Raw genomic sequence first — 18244 nt, 5'->3', positions numbered from 1 at the left:
GGCGCAGGCGCGAGGCGCCCGTCTGCCGAGCTCTCAATGTACCGCCAGCGCCCAGCCCTGGTCGGGTGATGCGAGCCTCAGGCCAACCGGGACACGCCCACCGGGCGGGTCCGCTCGAGGTCGGTCTTGATCTCGAAAGCCATGTTCTTCCCGGCCACCCGACGACGATGGTTGAGCTCCGCCAGGTTCAGCTCGGCCAGCGCGGCGCCGGACACGCCCGTCGGCTCGGCGTGCAGGAAGTAATGCAGCACGACACCGTCCATGACGGTTTCCAGCCAGACCTCCATGGTCCCGGTCAGCGCGCCGGTGACGGTCCACCGGTGCCCCGCCGGACCGCGGTCTTCGACGACCGTCAGCAACAGGTCCGGCCACCATCGCCGCCAGCTGCTCGGGTTCGCCACGGCGGCACCGACAGCGGCTGGGTCGGCACACACGAAGGTCTCGTCGGCGATCTGGATGCTGTTCATCCCCACCAGCTTCACATACGCCCCCACAGTGTGATGAAGCACCCGACTACGCTGAGCACGGCATTGCTGTCGGTGCACTGCCACGACCCGAAAGGCCACACCGTGCGTGAGTTCAGCGTTCCGGCATCGTTCACCATCGGCGAGTACGACAACGTCGTCGCCCCGGTGTACTCCCTCGAGCGCGGCGACCCCAACCACGTAGCCATTCAGCGCCTGGTCGGCGACACCTGGACGGACGTGACCAGCGCAGAAGTCGCGGCCCAGGTTCGGGCCACCGCCCTCGGCCTGATCGCCAAGGGCGTCAAGCCCGGTGACCGGGTGGTGCTGCTGTCGGCGACCCGCTACGAGTGGCCGATCATCGACTTCGCGATCCTGTCGATCGGCGCGGTGACGGTGCCCATCTACGAGACCTCCGCCGCCGACCAGATCCGGCATGTGCTGGCCGACTCCGGCGCCGTCCTGGCATTCGCCGAGGCCGACGCCCACGCCGCCAAGATCGAGTCGATCCGGGCCGAGGTGCCCGCGCTCGGTGAGGTGCTGGTGATCGACGGCGGTGCCCTCGATCAGCTGGCCGCCGCCGGCGCCGCGGTGGACGGTGCCGAGCTGGACACCCGCCTGGCCGCGATCAAGTCGAGCGACCCGGCCACCCTGATCTACACCTCGGGCACCACCGGCCGCCCCAAGGGCTGCCAGCTGACCCACGCCAACCTGCTTTCGGAGCTGCGCGGCGTCAAGGCCTGCTTCCCCGACCTGCTGGCCAAGGGCCAGAAGCTGCTGGTGTTCCTGCCGCTGGCGCACGTGCTCGCCCGCGCGGTCGCGGTGGCCGGCTTCAGCAACCAGGTGACGCTCGGCTTCACCAGCGACATCAAGAACCTGGTGCCGATCCTCGGGGTCTTCAAGCCGACGCTGGTGGTGTCGGTGCCGCGCGTGTTCGAGAAGGTCTACAACACCGCCGAGCAGAACGCCCGCAACGACGGCAAGGGCAAGATCTTCGAGATCGCCGCCGACACGGCCATCGAGTGGAGCAAGGCGCAGGACACCGGCGGGGCCGGTCTGCTGCTCAATCTCAAGCACACGGTGTTCGACAAGCTGGTGTACGGCAAGCTCAAGGCCGCCCTGGGCGGCAACTGCGTCGGCGCCATCTCCGGCGGCGCCCCGCTCGGCGCCCGCCTCGGCCACTTCTACCGCGGCGTCGGCGTCACCATCTACGAGGGCTACGGCCTGACCGAGACCAGCGCCGCCATCACCGTCAACCGGATCAACGAGTTGAAGGTCGGCACCGTCGGCAAGCTGGTGCCCGGCAACAACATGCGCATCGCCGAAGACGGCGAGCTGCTGCTCTCCGGTGGCGTGGTGTTCAGCGGCTATTGGAAGAACCCGACCGCCACCGGCGAGGCCTTCACCGACGAGTGGTTCCACACCGGTGACCTCGGCGCCATCGACGAGGACGGCTACCTGTCGATCGTCGGTCGCAAGAAGGAGATCATCGTGACCGCCGGCGGCAAGAACGTCGCCCCGGCCCCGCTGGAAGACGTGATGCGCGCGCACCCGTTGATCAGCCAGGCCATGTGCGTCGGCGATCAGGAGCCGTTCATCGCCGCGCTGATCACCATCGATCCCGAGGCGTTCGAGGGCTGGAAGCAGCGCAACGGTAAGGACGCCGGCGCTTCGGTGGGTGACCTGGCCGCGGACCCGGCGCTGGTCGCCGAGATCCAGAAGGCCGTCGACGACGCCAACCAGACGGTGTCCAAGGCCGAGGCCATCCGGAAGTTCCAGATTCTGCCCGTCGACTTCACCGAGGACACCGGCGAACTGACGCCGACGCTCAAGGTCAAGCGCAAGGTGGTCGCCGAGAAGTTCGCCGCCGAGATCGCGGCGCTCTACAGCTGACATGTAGGTGATGTTTGCCAGAAGCTAGTGAAAGCCGTCCCAGTGTAGATCCGGGGCGGCTTTTGCCATTGGTGCAGAACGCGTGCATTCATCTGTCCGATTGCCGATATCGGCGTGCGGGGCTACCTACGATGCGTTGACCGATCCGGATAGAACATTCCTGGTCACTACCCCCGTGGAGGCTCAGATGGCCGAAGTCCGAAAGCACGCGGAAGTCAAGGCGGCACGTGCGGTGTCGACCTTGTGGGTCGATTTTCCCGATGTGCGCGACGAGTACGCGACCCTGTGGTCAGAGATGGTGATCCATGATGACAAGTTCGCCGATGTCGACTGGACCGTCGAGCGCATCGTCGGCGACAAAGAGGCGTACCTCAACATCGAGCGCCGCACCGGTGTGCCGTGGTTCGTCGTCGCGGTCATCCACAGTCTCGAAGCCGGCGGCGACTTCAGTTGCCATTTGCATAACGGCGACCCTCTGACGGACCGCACCGTCAACGAACCGGAGGGGCGCCCCCTCGAAGGGGAGCCTCCGTTCTCGTGGGATGACAGTGCAGTCGACGCCTTGGAAGTCGACGGACTGACCGCCGTCACCGACTGGTCTGTTCAGCACGTGGCGTATTGCCTTGAGGCCTTCAACGGCTGGGGGTATCGCGATCATCACTCGGAGGTGAAGTCGCCGTACCTGTGGAGCTTCAGTAACCACTACGTGTGCGGCAAATACGTCGCTGACGGTGCGTGGGACGGAGCAGCGGTGAGTGCTCAATGCGGTGCGATGGTCCTGCTGAGGCGCCTGCAGGATGCCGGCGAGATCGAGTTGGTGGTGGCCGACTACGGCTGAGTCTTGGCGGATCAGCGAGAGCGATCAGTGTTGCTGCACTGCAGTTCACTCCAGATCGATGGTGTAAATGCTGTGTTGTCCAACGCAATTCACCAAACTGCGTGACATCTTCGAATTTGCTGTGAATGTCCCATTCAAGTGCAACACTGTGCATGTTCCCTTCCATGAAAGAGGCATGCAATGGCTCGGTACTGGCCCATGCGGGCGGGCGATTTCAATTTGGGTTCCCTCTTCGGGCCTCGGTGGGGCACGTTGCATCGTGGTATCGACCTGGAGGCACCCGACGGGGCACCGATCTATGCGGCACAAGCCGGTGTGGTCGACAAGATCGGCGTCGCCCAGGGGTTCGGTCAATGGATTGTGATCGACCACCCGACGGATGCGGGAAGTGGCGCCACCGTCTATGGACACATGTGGGACGCCTACAAGACCGGGCTTCAACTCGGCGACTGGGTGGAGGCCGGTCAGCACATCGCGTTCGTTGGCAACAATGGCGATTCGACAGGCCCACACCTGCATTTCGAGGTGCATCCGTACTCCTGGGAATGGGGCTCGCAGATCGACCCCCTGCCGTGGCTGGCTGGCGCGCCGTACCCGGGCGAACCTCCCATCGCAGACTTCAGAGGTATTGCGCCAGTGCGCGTCAGAGGCTCAGCATCACGGCGCCTTCATGGCTCGGCACCGCTGCGTTTGAACGGCCCGACGTCGCCGCGAATGTCGGCCGGGCTGCACCGCACGGCGAGCGCACTGACCGACACCATCTACGCCGACGTATCGGAGCACCAGGTCCCGGTCGACGACTCGTATCCGTATCGCGTCATCGCCATTCGGTCGAGCGACGGTGACTACCGTGACCTGAACTGGGACCAGAACTACGACTGGTGCAAGCGCAAATGTGATGAAGGCGCCTTGGACTTCTTCATCGTCTATTTCGTGTGGTACCCGAACTGGGACGTTGGCGTCGCCACCATCAAGGACATGGTCGGCGAGCCACACCCTCACATGGCGGTGATGATCGACGTCGAGAATTGGGAAGGCAAGATCAGCGGCGACCAGTCGGAAGGGCTGAACGCCGCGTACTGGGATTTGTCCCAATGGCTGGGCGATCCACGGCGAGTCATCGGGTACGGGACCGCCGGTGACCTGAACTCGCTGTGGCCCGACAAGCCCGGCGGCCTCGGAATCGTCCTGGCTGCATGGGGTTTCAATCCGGACTACCCCGGCAAGATCGCTCACCAATACACCGACAACAACGGCTACGGCAATGGCGACTCGTTGCCCAATGGGTGCCTGCCGTTCGGCCCTTGCGATATGAATTCGGCCGACGGTCGCGACCCGGTGGATTTCGCTGCGGTATGCGGTATCGACGTGGGTGCGGTCCCCGAAACGGTCGCCACGTTTGACCGAAGCCGGGTCCTCGCGTTGGACGGTCCCCGCCGGGTCGTCCCGCGCAGTGTTTACGGTGGCGGCGGAGACGACACAGCGGTAGAGCGCGATGCGTTGCTCGGCGATCCCGACGCAGTCGAGCTCGTCACTAAATGCGCTCGGTCGTCGCAGGATGCCGCGGCGCGCGCACGCGCTGAACTGATTCTCACCAGGCTGCGGCAATTGGCCGGACAGACGCCGCTAGAAAAGCGACCAGTCAGGAAATCGCGCGACAGTTCTACCAAGAAGCCACCCGAAGGTGACACACCACGTCCACGTGGACGCAGGACGTAGGCGTCTGCCGTGAACAGAAACCTGGTGATCGTCGCTCCGAATACAACCAAGCCGACGTCCGATTACCGGACATTCGATCGGACGAAGTTGGATCCAACGCAGCCGGGCCAGAAGCCCGAATTGGCCGGTGTGTCAGACAAGTTGATGCGGTACATCCCGGCCGAAGCACTCGCGCTGTACACCATGCTCGACCCGGCAGTCCGGTCCATTGAGGCCGGTACGGGTCTCAAGATCGGGTTATGGATCGCCCTCGGCGTCAGCGTGATCTTCTGCTGGCTCTACCTGATGCGCATCTCACGCGTAGCTCTGCAGCACAGGGTGATATCGACGGTTGCCTTGATCGCCTACATCTCCAGTGTGGGTGGTCCATTCGCGGAATACAGTGCGTGGAAGCCGGGCTTCGGTCTGATCGCCGCAGTCGTGGTTTCCGCGTTCCTGGTATTCGTACCGGCGGAGAACCAACCTGTGGCTGGTAACGGGTGAGCGGTAGCCGCGTCCGATACCGCCCTAGAGCAACTCTGCGAGCCGCTCGCCCTTGAGCTTCCACTGCCAGTTGTCGACGACGAACTGACGGCCGGCGGCGCCCATCGCGGCGCCCCGGTCGGGGTCGGCGAGGATGTCGCCGATGGCGGCCGCGATCGCGGCGACGTCGCGACCGTCGACCACGTGGCCGGTCTTTCCTTCCACGACGGTTTCCGGTGCGCCGCCGGAGTCACCGGCGACCACGGGAACGCCGCACGCGGAGGCCTCGAGGAAGACGATGCCGAGCCCTTCGACATCGAGGCCGCTCCCCCGGGTGCGGCACGGCATGGCGAAGACGTCGGCCATCGCGTGGTGGGCCGGTAGCTCGTCGCCGGGCACCCCGCCGGTGAACACGACATGGTCGGTGACGTCGTAGCGCTGCGCGAGCTTCTGCAGATCGTCGCGGTACGGCCCGTTGCCGACGATCACCAGCGCGGCACCGTCGATCCGTTCCCGGATGGCGGGCAGCGCCCGGATCAGCATGTCCTGACCTTTTCGTGGGACCAGGCGCGACAGGCAGACGATCACCGGCCGCTGCCCCAGCCCGTACCGGGCCCGCAGCTCCGCCCGGGCCACCTCGTCGGGGACGAAGCGGTCCACGTCCACCCCCGGCGACAGGTATTCCAGCGCGGCTTCGGGCCCGAACGCCGCGGCGAACCGGTTGCGCGTGTAGTGGCTGACGAATGTCACCACGTCCGTGTTGTTTCCGATGTGGCGCAACGCGTTTCGCGCGACGGGCAGCATCGACCAGCCCACCTCGTGGCCGTGCGTGCTGGCCACAACCCGGGTCGCCCCGGCGTCGCGGGCCAGCGGCGCCAACAGCGCCAGCGGCGCGGCCGCGCCGAACCACACGGTGTCGATGTCGTGCTCGGCGATCAGCTTGCGCATCCGTAGCGCGACGGTCGGTTCGGGCACCATCAGCGTCGTCGGGTGGCGGACCACCTCATATCCGGCGGCCGCGGCAGCCTGGTCGTATTCCGGCGCGCCCTTCCATTTCGGGGCGTACACCGTCAGCTCGTGCGACCCGCGGCCGAGCAATTCACCGACGAGGCTCTCCAGATACGACTGGATGCCGCCACGGCGGGGCGGGAAGTCGTTGGTCAGCAGCAGCACCCGGGATGTCCGGGGCGAGCTGGGCGACGGGGAAGACATCGCGGTCAGGCTATCGCGTCAGCCCTGGGCCGCGAGCCACCGCTGCCACGCAGCGGTCAACGCGTCGCGATCCATGCCGAGGGTGGCGGCCAGTGCGGTGTCGAGGTCGGGATGATCGACGCCGCACGCGGCCAGATACAGCCGGCGCAGGACCGGATCGCCGAACTGCCCGCCGACGAACCGGGCGAACCACCAGGCGCGGTCATAGACCAGCGACAGCGCCGGCCCGGTGACCTGGAAGTCGGCGTTGCCGGGCAGCACCGCCATGTCGGCGGGCACGGGGCGTGGGGTGCGCGGGCGGCTGACGTAGTCGGCGACGCCCTCGGTCAGGCACCAGGGCGCATCGGCGACCGTGACGGGTCGCGAGGCATAGTGGAAAAGCTCGTGGCGCAACACGATTCGCAGCGCGCCGGGCCCCATCTTGGCGGCGCCGGGGGCGAACACGATGCGGTCGACGGTGGTGGCCGCGGCAAACTCCTGACGCCCGGCGGCCAGTGCCTGGAATTCCTCGTCGGTACCGGTGGTCACGATGGTGATCTGACGGCGCCAGTCGTCGCCCCAGAATTCGGTGACTGCGGCGACCGCGCCGTCGAGTTCGGCGGTGATGCGGCCCGGCAGGGTCGAGCCGGGGTCCAGGACCAGGAGTTCGACGGTGCGGCCGTCGGCCAGGCGAATGGTCGTCGGTGCTGGCGGCGAAGACGGCGGTGTCGGCCCGGGCTGCGACGGGGCGGCCTCGTTCGCGTGGCCGCGGCTCAGTATCGCGACGGCTACCGCCGCCTCAGCGGCGAGCAGGCCGAGGACAGCCCGTCGTGGCAGACGTCGGGACAGGCTCAGTAGCGACGCACGTTGTAGATCGGTGCGTTGTCGACGGGCGCCACTCGCACGGGCACACCGAACGTCGAGGCGTGGACCATCATGCCGTCGCCGATGTAGATGCCCACGTGCGAGGCGTCGGAGTAGTAGGTCACGACGTCACCGGGCTGCATCTGGTCACGCGAGACCGCCTGGCCTCCGGCCGCCTGCGCGTAGCTCGAGTGCGGCAGCGAGATGCCGGCCTGCTGGAAGGCCCACATCACCAGGCCCGAGCAGTCGAACGCGCCGGGGCCGGCCGCACCCCAGGAGTAGGGATCGCCGATGCGGGTCAGCGCGGCCTGCACCGCGATGGCGCCGGCAGCGGTACCGCCGGCGACGTCGGGCACTACGGGTGCGCCCTCGACCGGCGGGTTGGGGCCTGCGGCGTTGATGGCGGGATCGTCACCCGGAGCCGGCGGCAGGGCGTCCGGAGCGGGTACCGGCGGGGCGGCCGGGGCCGGCGGCAGGGCCGCCAATGCCTGGCGCTGACTCGGCGTCAGCGCGGTGTAGCGGGACTTGACGATGGCGATCTGCACCTGCAGCTTGCTTTGCTTGGACTGCAGATCGGCACGTACCGCGGCGGCTTGCTCCGCGGCAGTCTTGGACTCGGCGGCGAGCCTGGCCGAGTCGGCCTCGGCCTTGGTAGCGGTGTCGGAGGCACTGTGGAAGTTGGCCATCTGCGCGGCCATCTCACTGGCCATCACGCGCTGGACGGAGAGCTGGTCGATCAGGCCCTGCGGGGAATCCGCGGTCAGGATGGCGTCGATGCCGTCGGTCCGGCCGCCCATGTACTGCGCTGCAGCAATCTTGTCGACAGACGTCTGATAGGTAGCCAGGTCGGCCTGAGCGACGTCCGCGGCCGCGGCGGCGACCTCGTGCTTGGTGTCGGCGGCCTTCGCGGCGGCCAGCTTCTTGTCCAGATCGAGCTGCGCGGCGTGCATGGCCTCGGTGGTCTGCTCTGCCTGGCGCGAGAGCTCGTTGAGCTTTGCTACGGCGTCGTCCGCCGGATCGGCCAGGACGTTGCCCGCAAATACGCTACCAAGTATGGTGAGCCCCGCGATCGCACCGGCTACTGGTCGTTTAAGACCGCATATGGTGCGGTATGTGCGGTGGAGACTCAAGATTTCGCGTCCTTACAACTGCGGGTTCGAGCCGCTTCGAACTCAGTGAGGTCTCAGATAGGTTACGAAACGGCATCGGCGTTGTCCAACGGGAATGGCCAATCTATCAGCCCGCCCCCCGATCCCGTTAACCAGCATCACAATGTGAGGGTCGTCACGCTACGCCCGTAGCACTTGACGCGGGCCCGATCTGGTCTTTCGGACGGCCGATCGGCACCAACCGCAAACGCGGCGCCATGCCCGCATCGGCGAGTACTTCCAGTGCGCGGCGCTCGTCGTCCATCAAAGTCTCGGGCACACCCAGCAAAACGCTGACCACGCAGTCACCACAGCCGGGACCACGCACCGCGCAGTCGTCGCAGTCGATCTTCACCGGCCCGTTGTCCATCTTCATCTCTGACTCCTTTATCGGTTGAGGCGCACGCTAGCGACGTCCACCGACAAAAAGTGCGCCTGATCAGCAACCCGATAACGGAATGACATCGATGGGATTTCTTGTCGGTGCCGGCCCCTACTGTCGCGTCATGGGCTCCGGCAGCGCCACCGACCAGCTGGCTTTCGATCTTGATGAGGCGTTGCTGCGTGACACCACGTTCGTGGTGGTCGACCTGGAGACCACCGGCGGCCGGGCCCGGGCGGACGACACCGGCGGCGGCTGGGACGCCATCACCGAGATCGGCGCCGTCAAGATCCGCGGCGGCGAGATCGTCGGCGAACTGGGCACCCTGATCGACCCCGGTCGTGCCATCCCGCCCCAGATCGTGCAGCTGACCGGGATCACCACGGCCATGGTCTGCGACGCCCCGCGCATCGAATCGGTGCTGCCCGCATTTCTGGAGTTCTGTCGCGGCGCCGTCCTGGTCGCCCACAACGCGGGCTTCGACATCGGCTTCCTGCGGGCCGCGGCCGAACGCGCGCAGCTGCCCTGGCCCAACCCGCCGGTGCTCTGCACGGTCAAGCTGGCCCGCCGCGTGCTGACCCGGGAAGAGGCGCCGAGCGTCCGGCTCTCGGAGCTGGCCCGGTTGTTCCGCGCCACCACCACACCCACCCACCGGGCCCTCGACGACGCGCGCGCCACCGTCGACGTGCTGCACGGGCTGCTGGAGCGCATCGGCAACCAGGGTGTGCACACGCTGGCCGAGCTGCGCGGCTATCTCCCCGACGTCACCAGCGCACAGCGCCGCAACCGCAAGCTCGCCGACGCACTGCCGAACTCCCCTGGCGTGTACCTGTTTCGCGGGCCGTCCGAGGAGGTGCTCTACGTCGGCACCGCGGTCGATCTGCGCCGCCGGGTCCGGCAGTACTTCACCGGAGCCGACCCGCGCGCCCGCATGAAAGAGATGGCGTCACTGGCCATCCGCGTCGATCACGTGGAGTGCGCCCACGAACTGGAAGCCGGGGTTCGCGAACTCCGGCTGCTCGCCGCGCACGCACCGCCCTACAACCGGCGCTCGAAGGCTCCGCACAAATGGTGGTGGGTGGTGCTCACCGACGAGGCATTCCCCCGTTTCAGCGTGGTCCGGGCTCCGCGGCACGACCGGGCCGTCGGCCCGTTCCGGGCCCATGCCGACGCCGTCGACGCGGCCCTGCTGCTGGCCCGCTTCACGGGAGTGCGGACCTGCACGACACGGCTGGCCCGGGCAGCCGAGCACGGGCCGCAGTGCCCGGAGCGTGAACTGTCGCCGTGTCCGGCGCCCCGCGGTATCACCGCCGGAGGGTATGCCGAATTCGCCGGCCGGGCCGCGGAAAACATTGCCGGCGTTGATGATTCCGCACTCGGCGCAGCGCTGAAACACATCGACGACCTGGCGGCCGAAGGTCGCTACGAGACCGCGGCACGGCTCCGGGACCATGCCGCCACCGTCATCGACGGACTGTGGCGCGGTCAGCGCCTGCGGGCCCTGACCGCGCTGCCGGAACTGGTGGCCGCCCGGCCCGACGGTGCCGGCGGCTGGCACCTCGTCGTGGTCCGGTACGGCCAATTGGCGGCCGCAGGCAACGCGCCGCGGCGCGTCCCGCCGATGCCGGTCGTCGACGCGATATCCGCTGCGGCGCAGGTGATCCTGACGTCGGAGCGGCCGCTGGGCGGCGCGCCCGTCGAGGAGGTGGCGCTCATCGTGCGCTGGCTGGCCGCGCCCGGTGTGCGCATCGTGCGCACCGACACCGACACCGAATCAGGGGCGGGCTACTGCCTGCCGATCACCGCGGCCGGGCGGTGGGCCGAGTGGGCCACCGCCGCCCGGTCGGCCCGGGCGGCGGCGCAGCAGGCACAGCGGTCAGACCTTCTGGGTGAACCGAGCCCACCGCGCGAGCAGCTGCTCGGCCGCGCCCGAATCGATCGCCTCGGTGGCGCGGGCCAGGCCACGCTCCCACGCCGGCACCCACTGGGCGTCGCTGGATAGCCCGGCATGAGCCACCATGGCCCCCGCGGCGTTGAGCACCACGGCATCCCGGACCGGGCCGGCCTGGCCGGCCAGTACCGCACGCACCGACTCCGCGTTGGCCGTGGCGTCACCGCCACGCAACTCGCTCAGGTCAGCGCGCGCGAAACCGAACGCCGCCGGATCCAGCGTAAGCCGCTCCACGGTGCCGGCCTGCACGCGCCAGATGGTGCTCGTCGTCGTGGTGGTCAGCTCGTCGAGCCCGTCGTCGCCGTGCACCACGAGGACGCTGGAGCCGCGCGCTGCGAACACACCGGCCATCACCTCGGCCAGTTCCGCCCACGCGCAGCCGATGAGACCGGCCCGCGGCATCGCCGGATTGGTGAGCGGCCCAAGGAGATTGAAGACCGTCGGCACCCCGATCTCCCGCCGCACGGCCGACGCGTGCCGGTAGGACTGATGGAACTGCGGGGCGAACGCGAAGCCGATACCGACCTCAGTGACCGAGCGGGCGACGTCTCCCGGCGACAGGTCGATCCGCACGCCCAGGGCTTCCAGGGTGTCGGCACCACCGGACAGCGACGATGCCGCCCGGTTCCCGTGCTTGATCACCGGCACTCCGCACGCGGCGACGACGATCGACGCCATCGTGGACAGGTTCACGGTGTTGGAGCCGTCGCCTCCGGTACCCACGATGTCGACGACATCGGTGCCGATCGCCGCGAGCGCGTCCGCGGGCACTTTTCGGGCGTGTCGCAACATCACATCGGCGAGCTCCGTCACCTCCGCGGAGGTCGGCCGCTTCATCTTCATCGCGATGGCGAACGCAGCGATCTGCGCCGGGGTCGCGGAACCGGTCATGACCTGGTCCATTGCCCACCCCGCCTGACCCACGGCAAGGTTCTGGCCGGTGGTCAGCCGGCCCAGGATCTGGGGCCACTGGGGCCCGTCGGTGATCGGTTCCTGATGGGGATCGGTGGTTGGCACGAACCCGATTATGACCAATGTCGGCACCCGGGTGGAGTTCAACAACTACAAAGCGTCATACTTACCGCTGTGACGAGCGCTGTAGGTACCTCCGGAACCGCCATCACGTCGAGGGTGCATTCGCTGAACCGGCCGAACATGGTCAGTGTCGGCACCATTGTGTGGCTTTCCAGCGAGTTGATGTTCTTTGCTGGCCTGTTCGCAATGTATTTCACCGCGCGTGCCCAGGCCGGCGGCGATTGGCCGCCGAAGCCGACCGAACTCAATCTGGCCCTCGCGGTGCCGGTGACGCTGGTGCTGGTCGCGTCGTCGTTCACCTGCCAGATGGGCGTGTTCGCGGCCGAGCGCGGCGACGTGTTCGGGCTCCGCCGGTGGTACGTGATCACGTTCCTCATGGGCCTGTTCTTCGTACTGGGCCAGGGCTACGAGTACATCCACCTGGTCGAGCACGGCACCACCATTCCCGGTAGTGCCTACGGTTCGGTGTTCTACCTGGCCACCGGTTTCCACGGCCTGCACGTCATCGGCGGTCTGGTGGCATTCGTCTACCTGCTTGCCCGCACGAAGATGAGCAAGTTCACGCCGGCCCAGGCCACCGCTGCCATCGTTGTGTCGTACTACTGGCACTTCGTCGACATCGTGTGGATCGCCCTGTTCGCCACCATCTACTTCGTCCGATGACCAACTCGTCGATGAGAAGGGGTTCGATGACCAGCAAGTCCCGTCGTCGGTTACACCGGCGCCTCTCAGCAGCGATGCTGCTGCTGCTCGGACTTCTAGTCGCTGGTGGCCTTGCGGCCACCCTGACGCCGCGGCCTCAGGTCGCGGTCGCCGACGAGTCGCAGCTGGCTTTGCTGCGCACGGGCAAGCAGTTGTTCGAAACGTCCTGCATCTCGTGCCACGGCGCCAACCTGCAGGGTGTGACGGACCGCGGCCCGAGCCTCATCGGCGTCGGCGACGCGGCCGTCTACTTCCAGGTGTCCACCGGCCGCATGCCTGCCATGCGCGGCGAGGCCCAGGCTGCCCGCAAGGACCCGGCGTTCGACGAGCACCAGATCGACGCCCTCGGCGCCTACATCCAGGCCAACGGCGGCGGTCCCCAGGTTCCGCGTGACGCCAACGGCCAGATCAACCAGCACTCGTTCATCGGTGAGAACGTCGCCCGCGGTGGCGACCTGTTCCGCCTGAACTGCGCGTCCTGCCACAACTTCACCGGCAAGGGTGGCGCGCTGTCGTCGGGCAAGTACGCGCCTGACCTCGGCCATGCCGCCGAAGTGCCGGCGCAGGTGTACACCGCCATGCTCACCGGCCCGCAGAACATGCCCAAGTTCTCGGACCGCCAGCTGTCCCCGGAAGAGAAGCGCGACATCGTCGCTTACGTCCGCGAGTCGGCTGAGCACCGCAGCCAGGGCGGCTACGGCCTCGGTGGCTTCGGCCCCGCGCCCGAGGGCATGGCGATGTGGATTATCGGGATGGTCGCCGTGATCGGCGCGGCTATGTGGATCGGAGCTCGCGCATGAGCGAGAACGTGAACATTCCCAGTGACGCGGAACTGCGCGAGATGTCGCGCGAAGAACTCGTCGAACTGGGCGGAAAGATCGACGGCGTCACGACCGTCTTCAAGGAGCCGCGCTGGCCCGTCGAGGGCACCAAGGCGGAGAAGCGCGCCGAGCGTCAGGTCGCGGCCTGGCTGCTGCTCGGTGGTCTCTCCGGCCTGGCCCTGCTGCTGGTGTTCCTGTTCTGGCCGTGGGAGTACAAGCCGTTCGAGTCCGACGGTGAGTTCATCTACTCGCTGGCCACCCCGCTGTACGGCCTGACCTTCGGTCTGTCGATCCTCGCGATCGGCATCGGTGCGGTGCTCTTCCAGAAGAAGTTCATCCCCGAGGAAATCTCGATCCAGGACCGCCACGACGGCGCCTCCCCCGAGGTCCATCGCGCCACCGTCGCGGCCAACCTGACCGATGCGCTCGAAGGCTCGACCCTCAAGCGCCGCAAGCTGATCGGCCTGTCGCTCGGCGTCGGCCTCGGCGCGTTCGGCCTGGGCACCGCGGTCGCCTTCATCGGCGGTCTGATCAAGAACCCGTGGAAGCCGGTCGTGCCGACCGCCGACGGCAAGAAGGCCGTCCTGTGGACGTCGGGCTGGACCCCGCGTTTCCACGGCGAGACCATCTTCCTGGCGCGGGCCACCGGCCTGCCGGGTGAGTCCCCCTTCGTGAAGATGCGTCCCGAAGACCTCGACGCGGGCGGCATGGAGACCGTGTTCCCGTGGCGTGAGTCCGACGGCGACGGCACCACCCTCGAGTCGCACGAGAAGCTCGGCCACATCGCTCTCGGTGTGCGTAACCCGGTGATGCTCATCCGCATCAAGCCCGAGGACCTGAGCCGCGTGGTCAAGCGCCAGGGCCAGGAGAGCTTCAACTTCGGTGACTTCTTCGCGTACACCAAGGTGTGCTCGCACCTGGGCTGCCCCTCGTCGCTGTACGAGCAGCAGACCTACCGCATTCTGTGCCCCTGCCATCAGTCGCAGTTCGACGCGCTGCACTTCGCGCGGCCGATCTTCGGACCGGCGGCCCGCGCCCTGGCGCAGCTGCCGATCACGATTGACAAAGAGGGCTACCTGGTCGCCAACGGCGACTTCATCGAACCCGTCGGACCGGCATTCTGGGAGCGCAAATCATGAGTCCCAAGCTCGCTGACATCGCTGCCGCACAAGGCGATGCGATCGACTCGCGGTACCACCCGTCGGCCGCGGTACGCCGCCAGCTGAACAAGGTCTTCCCGACGCACTGGTCCTTCATGCTCGGTGAGATCGCGCTGTACAGCTTCCTGGTGCTGCTGCTCACCGGCGTGTACCTGACCCTGTTCTTCGATCCGTCGATGGTCGAGGTCGTCTACAACGGCGTCTACCAGCCGCTGCGTGGCGTGCAGATGTCGCGCGCCTACGAATCGGCCCTGGAGATCTCGTTCGAGGTCCGCGGTGGCCTGTTCGTCCGCCAGATTCACCACTGGGCCGCACTGATGTTCGCCGCGTCGATCATGGTGCACCTGGCGCGCATCTTCTTCACCGGCGCGTTCCGCCGCCCGCGTGAGGCGAACTGGATGATCGGCTCGCTGCTGCTGATCCTGGCCATGTTCGAGGGCTACTTCGGCTACTCGCTGCCCGACGACCTGCTGTCCGGCATCGGCCTGCGCGCCGCGCTCTCCTCGATCACCCTCGGTATCCCGGTCATCGGCACCTGGATGCACTGGGCACTGTTCGGTGGCGACTTCCCCGGCAACATCATCATCCCGCGGATGTACGCCCTGCACATCCTGCTGATCCCGGGCATCATCCTGGCCCTGATCGGCGCCCACCTGGCGCTGGTGTGGTTCCAGAAGCACACCCAGTTCCCCGGCCCCGGCCGCACCGAGAAGAACGTCGTCGGCGTGCGCGTCATGCCGGTGTTCGCGATGAAGGGCGGCGCGTTCTTCGCGCTGGTCACCGGCGTCCTGGGCATCATGGGCGGCCTGCTGCAGATCAACCCCATCTGGGAGCTCGGCCCCTACAAGCCCTCGCAGGTGTCCGCCGGTAGCCAGCCCGACTTCTACATGATGTGGACCGAAGGCCTGGCCCGTATCTGGCCGGCCTGGGAGTTCTACCCCTTCGGCCACACCATCCCCGCCGTGATGGGCGTCGCCCTGCTGATGGGCGTGGTGTTCGGTCTGCTGATCGCCTGGCCGTTCCTGGAACGGAAGTTCACCGGCGATGACGCGCACCACAACCTGCTGCAGCGTCCGCGCGACGTGCCGGTCCGCACCGCCATCGGTGCCATGGCCATCGCGTTCTACATGGTGCTGACCCTGGCCGCGATGAACGACATCATCGCGCTCAAGTTCGACATCTCGCTGAACGCCACCACGTGGATCGGCCGCATCGGCATGGTCGTCCTGCCCGCGATCGTCTACTACCTCACCTACCGCTGGTGTGTAGGCCTGCAGCGCAGCGACCGCGCCGTTCTCGAGCACGGTATCGAGACCGGCATCCTCAAGCGGCTGCCGCACGGCGCGTACGTCGAGCTGCACCAGCCGCTGGGCCCGGTCGACGACCACGGCCACCCGATCCCGCTGGAGTACCAGGGTGCCGCACTGCCCAAGCGCATGAACAAGCTCGGATCGGCCGGCTCGCCCGGCACCGGTAGCTTCCTGTTCGCCGACTCTGCCGTCGAACAAGCCGCCCTCGCCGACGCCGAACACGCCGCCGAGCACAAGGATACGGTTGCGGCCCGGTCTGGTTTCCACCAGACCGGGCCGAAGTCGTTTTCGGGGTCCACTCCCCTACCCCACCGGATTCTCTCGCCGTTGACTCCGCCCTGAGGGCGGGAAATGTCGAGTGCTGTACGCCCTCAGGGCAGACTCAGCTGGGTGACGGCGCGAACCCGCACCGATCCAGGTGCTGAACTCGCGAGATCGCCAGCGGGCGGACAGGCCGATCTTGTGACGGCCCTCGACATACGGACATCCCCGGTCGACTTCCGCCCCTGTTCACCATGGACGCAGTGATCCCCCGAGCGTCGGGGCGCTTGGCGACTTGCATCCGCGAGAGCAACTGGGTGGCGGAGAATCGGGCAGAATTCCGCCACCCCGTTGCTCTCGGTGGTCAGACCTGGATCATGGCAGTTGATTCGGACGACAACTCAGCACCGGGATCGACGAAAATGGCTGTGCCAGGCGTAGTTTCCCGCGACCGTTCGGCGATGTCAGCAACGACCGCCTTCGCCGATCACTAAGCCGTGCGGGCGTCCTCGGCAGAAGCCTCCAGCACTGCGTGCAGACCACGCAGGCAGTACCAGGGAATGGCGACCATGGCCGCGGTGAGGACAACTGCGAGGCCGTACAGGATCCAGGCCAGCTCGTCGTGGCGGTCGGCCAGCATGTACGCGCCCAGGAAGACGAACAACGTCGCGGCGCCCATGGCGGCGGCGATCCCGAGCGTGCAGCGCAGCCACAGCTGATCCACCGCGGCTACCGGAAAGCCCACCATGCTGGTCGCCGGCGATACCGAGTAGCGCCGTACCACCGGATCGTCGAAGGATCGCAGCGCGCTCTGCGGGGGTTCGCCGGCAGGACTGCGGTCTTCGGCGGACGGCCCGCCCCCGAGCAGCGGCAGCGGGGCTGCCCCGCCGCGGCGGGCCCGCAACAACAGCGGGATGGCGCCCACGATCACCGCCGCGGACACCCCGATGACGGAGTAAAGCAGCCACGGGGTGTGCGCCGCCGGAGCACCCGACGGGTGCCGGGTACCGAGGTCCACCAGCGCGACGACGGCCGCCACGCCGGCGCCGAGGGCCGCCAGCCACAGGGCCACACAGCCACCGAGCAGAAGACGGTCCAACTGCTCGGGGCTGCCGCCGGTCACACGCGACCGGGTTGAAGTCTCAGCGTTGTACGGCATTTAACAGCTCGTCTGCCAATCATCGTTTGTCTGCGAGGCCAGGGTCTGGCCGTCGCTGGTCACAATCGAACAATTCAGGTGGCTCAGCCGCAGCAGGCTGGACGCCTGGACCGAGCCCACATCTGACATCGAGATCGGTGTCAGAGTGATCATCCACGGGATGTAGACGTTCTGCTGGGTGCGCTGGCGTCCCGCGGCGTCGGTGTAGGTCACCGAAATACGGTCCAGCGGCGCCTTGGTGCCCCAAATCCGGTACGTGACATACCGCGGCCCGGTCGGCGGCGCGGACGTCGTCGCCGGCGGCGCGGCCGCGGCGCTGCTGGGCGGCGGGGGCGGCGGCGGTTCTTCCGACGTCGGCGGCGGCTGGGTCACCGTCACCGTCGACGGAGGCGGCGGGGGTGGCGGCGGCGGAGGTGCTTCGGTGGTCGTCGACGGAGGCGGCGGCGGAGTCGTGGTGGTGAACTCGTCCTGGAACGGGGGCGCCGACGTGGTGCTCGTCGACGGCGTCGCCACGTTCTCCGAGCTGGTGTTGCGGGTCACCAGAATGGCGACCGACGCCACCAACGAGATTGCGGCGATGATCGCCACGACGCCGACCACCCACGGCCACCGCGGTGGCGGGGCGTCGTCGGTGGTGTCGGATTTGGCCTCGTAGCTGTCGTAGTCGTACAGCCCCGGCTCGGGCGGCACGTACGGAGCGACGGTGAAGTGCTCGGATTCGGGCGCAGAGTAGGCCTGCGAATAGATCTCGGTTTCGCCGGTGCCTTCACCGACGCCCGATGTCTCCCGGGCCGCATCATCCGAGCCCGGGGAATGTGACCCGCTCACGTACGCCTAATCCCTCTCGACCGCTGTGTCGCTGCAGCTGAGGAACACCGCTTGCG

16 protein-coding genes and 1 pseudogene are annotated in these 18244 nt (G+C 67.5%); 9 read left to right on the top strand and 8 right to left on the bottom strand.

Annotated elements, in window-relative coordinates; all coding sequences use genetic code 11:
- Positions 1–77: 77 nt before the first annotated feature.
- Entirely contained in the window at positions 78–467 is a 390-nt protein-coding gene (locus AC1U2B_RS00210; RefSeq protein WP_480215228.1) for a polyketide cyclase / dehydrase and lipid transport, read from the bottom strand.
- A 102-nt stretch (positions 468–569) separates the two neighbouring features.
- Here AC1U2B_RS00210 and AC1U2B_RS00205 point away from each other — a divergent pair, with 102 nt between their 5' ends.
- The 4 genes from AC1U2B_RS00205 to AC1U2B_RS00190 all read left to right on the top strand — a co-directional run bounded on the left by AC1U2B_RS00205 (position 570) and on the right by AC1U2B_RS00190 (position 5397).
- The gene (locus AC1U2B_RS00205) at positions 570–2357 is read left to right on the top strand and encodes an AMP-dependent synthetase/ligase (protein ID WP_480215722.1); all 1788 of its coding nucleotides are present in this window, start codon (positions 570–572) and stop codon (positions 2355–2357) included.
- Between the two features lie 187 nt (positions 2358–2544).
- Entirely contained in the window at positions 2545–3195 is a 651-nt protein-coding gene (locus tag AC1U2B_RS00200) for a hypothetical protein (protein WP_480215227.1), read from the top strand.
- A 252-nt stretch (positions 3196–3447) separates the two neighbouring features.
- Positions 3448–4914: a M23 family metallopeptidase gene (locus AC1U2B_RS00195; RefSeq protein ID WP_480215226.1), complete on the top strand. Its 1467-nt coding sequence runs from the start codon at positions 3448–3450 to the stop codon at positions 4912–4914.
- Positions 4915–4923: 9 nt separating this feature from the next.
- Positions 4924–5397, top strand: coding sequence for a hypothetical protein (locus AC1U2B_RS00190; RefSeq protein WP_480215225.1), 474 nt, complete (start codon positions 4924–4926; stop codon positions 5395–5397).
- A gap of 24 nt (positions 5398–5421) precedes the next feature.
- Here AC1U2B_RS00190 and AC1U2B_RS00185 read toward each other — a convergent pair whose 3' ends face one another.
- From AC1U2B_RS00185 to AC1U2B_RS00170, 4 genes are all read right to left on the bottom strand, one after another.
- On the bottom strand, positions 5422–6588 hold the full coding sequence (locus AC1U2B_RS00185; RefSeq protein WP_480215224.1) for a glycosyltransferase family 4 protein: 1167 nt from the start codon (positions 6586–6588) through the stop codon (positions 5422–5424).
- A gap of 18 nt (positions 6589–6606) precedes the next feature.
- Complete coding sequence (locus AC1U2B_RS00180) at positions 6607–7116, bottom strand: hypothetical protein (RefSeq protein ID WP_480215223.1); 510 nt, start codon at positions 7114–7116, stop codon at positions 6607–6609.
- A 302-nt stretch (positions 7117–7418) separates the two neighbouring features.
- The gene (gene ripC, locus AC1U2B_RS00175) at positions 7419–8561 is read right to left on the bottom strand and encodes a peptidoglycan hydrolase RipC (protein ID WP_480215222.1); all 1143 of its coding nucleotides are present in this window, start codon (positions 8559–8561) and stop codon (positions 7419–7421) included.
- 154 nt (positions 8562–8715) lie between these two features.
- Positions 8716–8955, bottom strand: coding sequence for a hypothetical protein (locus AC1U2B_RS00170; RefSeq protein WP_043987105.1), 240 nt, complete (start codon positions 8953–8955; stop codon positions 8716–8718).
- Between the two features lie 82 nt (positions 8956–9037).
- Between AC1U2B_RS00170 and AC1U2B_RS00165 the strand changes: the two are divergent.
- Positions 9038–10900 (top strand): annotated as a pseudogene (locus AC1U2B_RS00165) (DEDD exonuclease domain-containing protein); the annotation flags it as partial.
- On the opposite strand, the gene trpD reads toward AC1U2B_RS00165, so the two are convergent.
- Positions 10838–11929: an anthranilate phosphoribosyltransferase gene (gene trpD / locus AC1U2B_RS00160; protein WP_231575724.1), complete on the bottom strand. Its 1092-nt coding sequence runs from the start codon at positions 11927–11929 to the stop codon at positions 10838–10840. The pseudogene AC1U2B_RS00165 and the gene trpD sit on opposite strands and share 63 nt — an antisense overlap.
- Before the next feature lie 69 nt (positions 11930–11998).
- Here trpD and ctaE point away from each other — a divergent pair, with 69 nt between their 5' ends.
- The 4 genes from ctaE to qcrB are packed head-to-tail and all read left to right on the top strand — an operon-like array spanning position 11999 to position 16282.
- Positions 11999–12610, top strand: a complete 612-nt coding sequence (ctaE, locus tag AC1U2B_RS00155) for an aa3-type cytochrome oxidase subunit III (protein WP_043403275.1) — start codon at positions 11999–12001, stop codon at positions 12608–12610.
- A 26-nt stretch (positions 12611–12636) separates the two neighbouring features.
- Entirely contained in the window at positions 12637–13449 is an 813-nt protein-coding gene (qcrC, locus tag AC1U2B_RS00150) for a cytochrome bc1 complex diheme cytochrome c subunit (RefSeq protein ID WP_061003208.1), read from the top strand.
- A complete protein-coding gene (gene qcrA, locus AC1U2B_RS00145) occupies positions 13446–14609 on the top strand; it encodes a cytochrome bc1 complex Rieske iron-sulfur subunit (RefSeq protein WP_064858744.1) in 1164 nt (387 codons plus the stop codon). Before qcrC ends, qcrA begins: the two co-directional genes overlap by 4 nt.
- Complete coding sequence (gene qcrB / locus AC1U2B_RS00140) at positions 14606–16282, top strand: cytochrome bc1 complex cytochrome b subunit (protein ID WP_480215221.1); 1677 nt, start codon at positions 14606–14608, stop codon at positions 16280–16282. Before qcrA ends, qcrB begins: the two co-directional genes overlap by 4 nt.
- Before the next feature lie 409 nt (positions 16283–16691).
- On the opposite strand, the gene AC1U2B_RS00135 is transcribed toward qcrB, so the two are convergent.
- Together AC1U2B_RS00135 and AC1U2B_RS00130 are read right to left on the bottom strand one after the other, a co-directional pair.
- Positions 16692–17324 carry a DUF2561 family protein gene (locus AC1U2B_RS00135; protein WP_480215220.1) on the bottom strand — a complete coding sequence of 211 codons (633 nt, stop codon included), beginning with the start codon at positions 17322–17324 and terminating at the stop codon, positions 16692–16694.
- A 36-nt stretch (positions 17325–17360) separates the two neighbouring features.
- Entirely contained in the window at positions 17361–18188 is an 828-nt protein-coding gene (locus tag AC1U2B_RS00130) for a hypothetical protein (RefSeq protein WP_071289422.1), read from the bottom strand.
- Positions 18189–18244: the final 56 nt, after the last annotated feature.

It is taken from the genome of Mycolicibacterium sp. P4_G11 (assembly GCF_056555145.1).
Note: the sequence above shows the minus strand (reverse complement) of the source record. Positions and strands in the feature narration are given on the sequence as shown.

Coding starts and splice junctions, on each gene's coding strand:
- AC1U2B_RS00210 (WP_480215228.1), bottom strand. CDS start 467: ATGAACAGCATCCAGATCGCCGACGAGACCTTCGTGTGTGCCGACCCA.
- AC1U2B_RS00200 (WP_480215227.1), top strand. CDS start 2,545: ATGGCCGAAGTCCGAAAGCACGCGGAAGTCAAGGCGGCACGTGCGGTG.
- AC1U2B_RS00185 (WP_480215224.1), bottom strand. CDS start 6,588: ATGTCTTCCCCGTCGCCCAGCTCGCCCCGGACATCCCGGGTGCTGCTG.
- AC1U2B_RS00170 (WP_043987105.1), bottom strand. CDS start 8,955: ATGAAGATGGACAACGGGCCGGTGAAGATCGACTGCGACGACTGCGCG.
- qcrC (WP_061003208.1), top strand. CDS start 12,637: ATGACCAGCAAGTCCCGTCGTCGGTTACACCGGCGCCTCTCAGCAGCG.
- qcrA (WP_064858744.1), top strand. CDS start 13,446: ATGAGCGAGAACGTGAACATTCCCAGTGACGCGGAACTGCGCGAGATG.
- qcrB (WP_480215221.1), top strand. CDS start 14,606: ATGAGTCCCAAGCTCGCTGACATCGCTGCCGCACAAGGCGATGCGATC.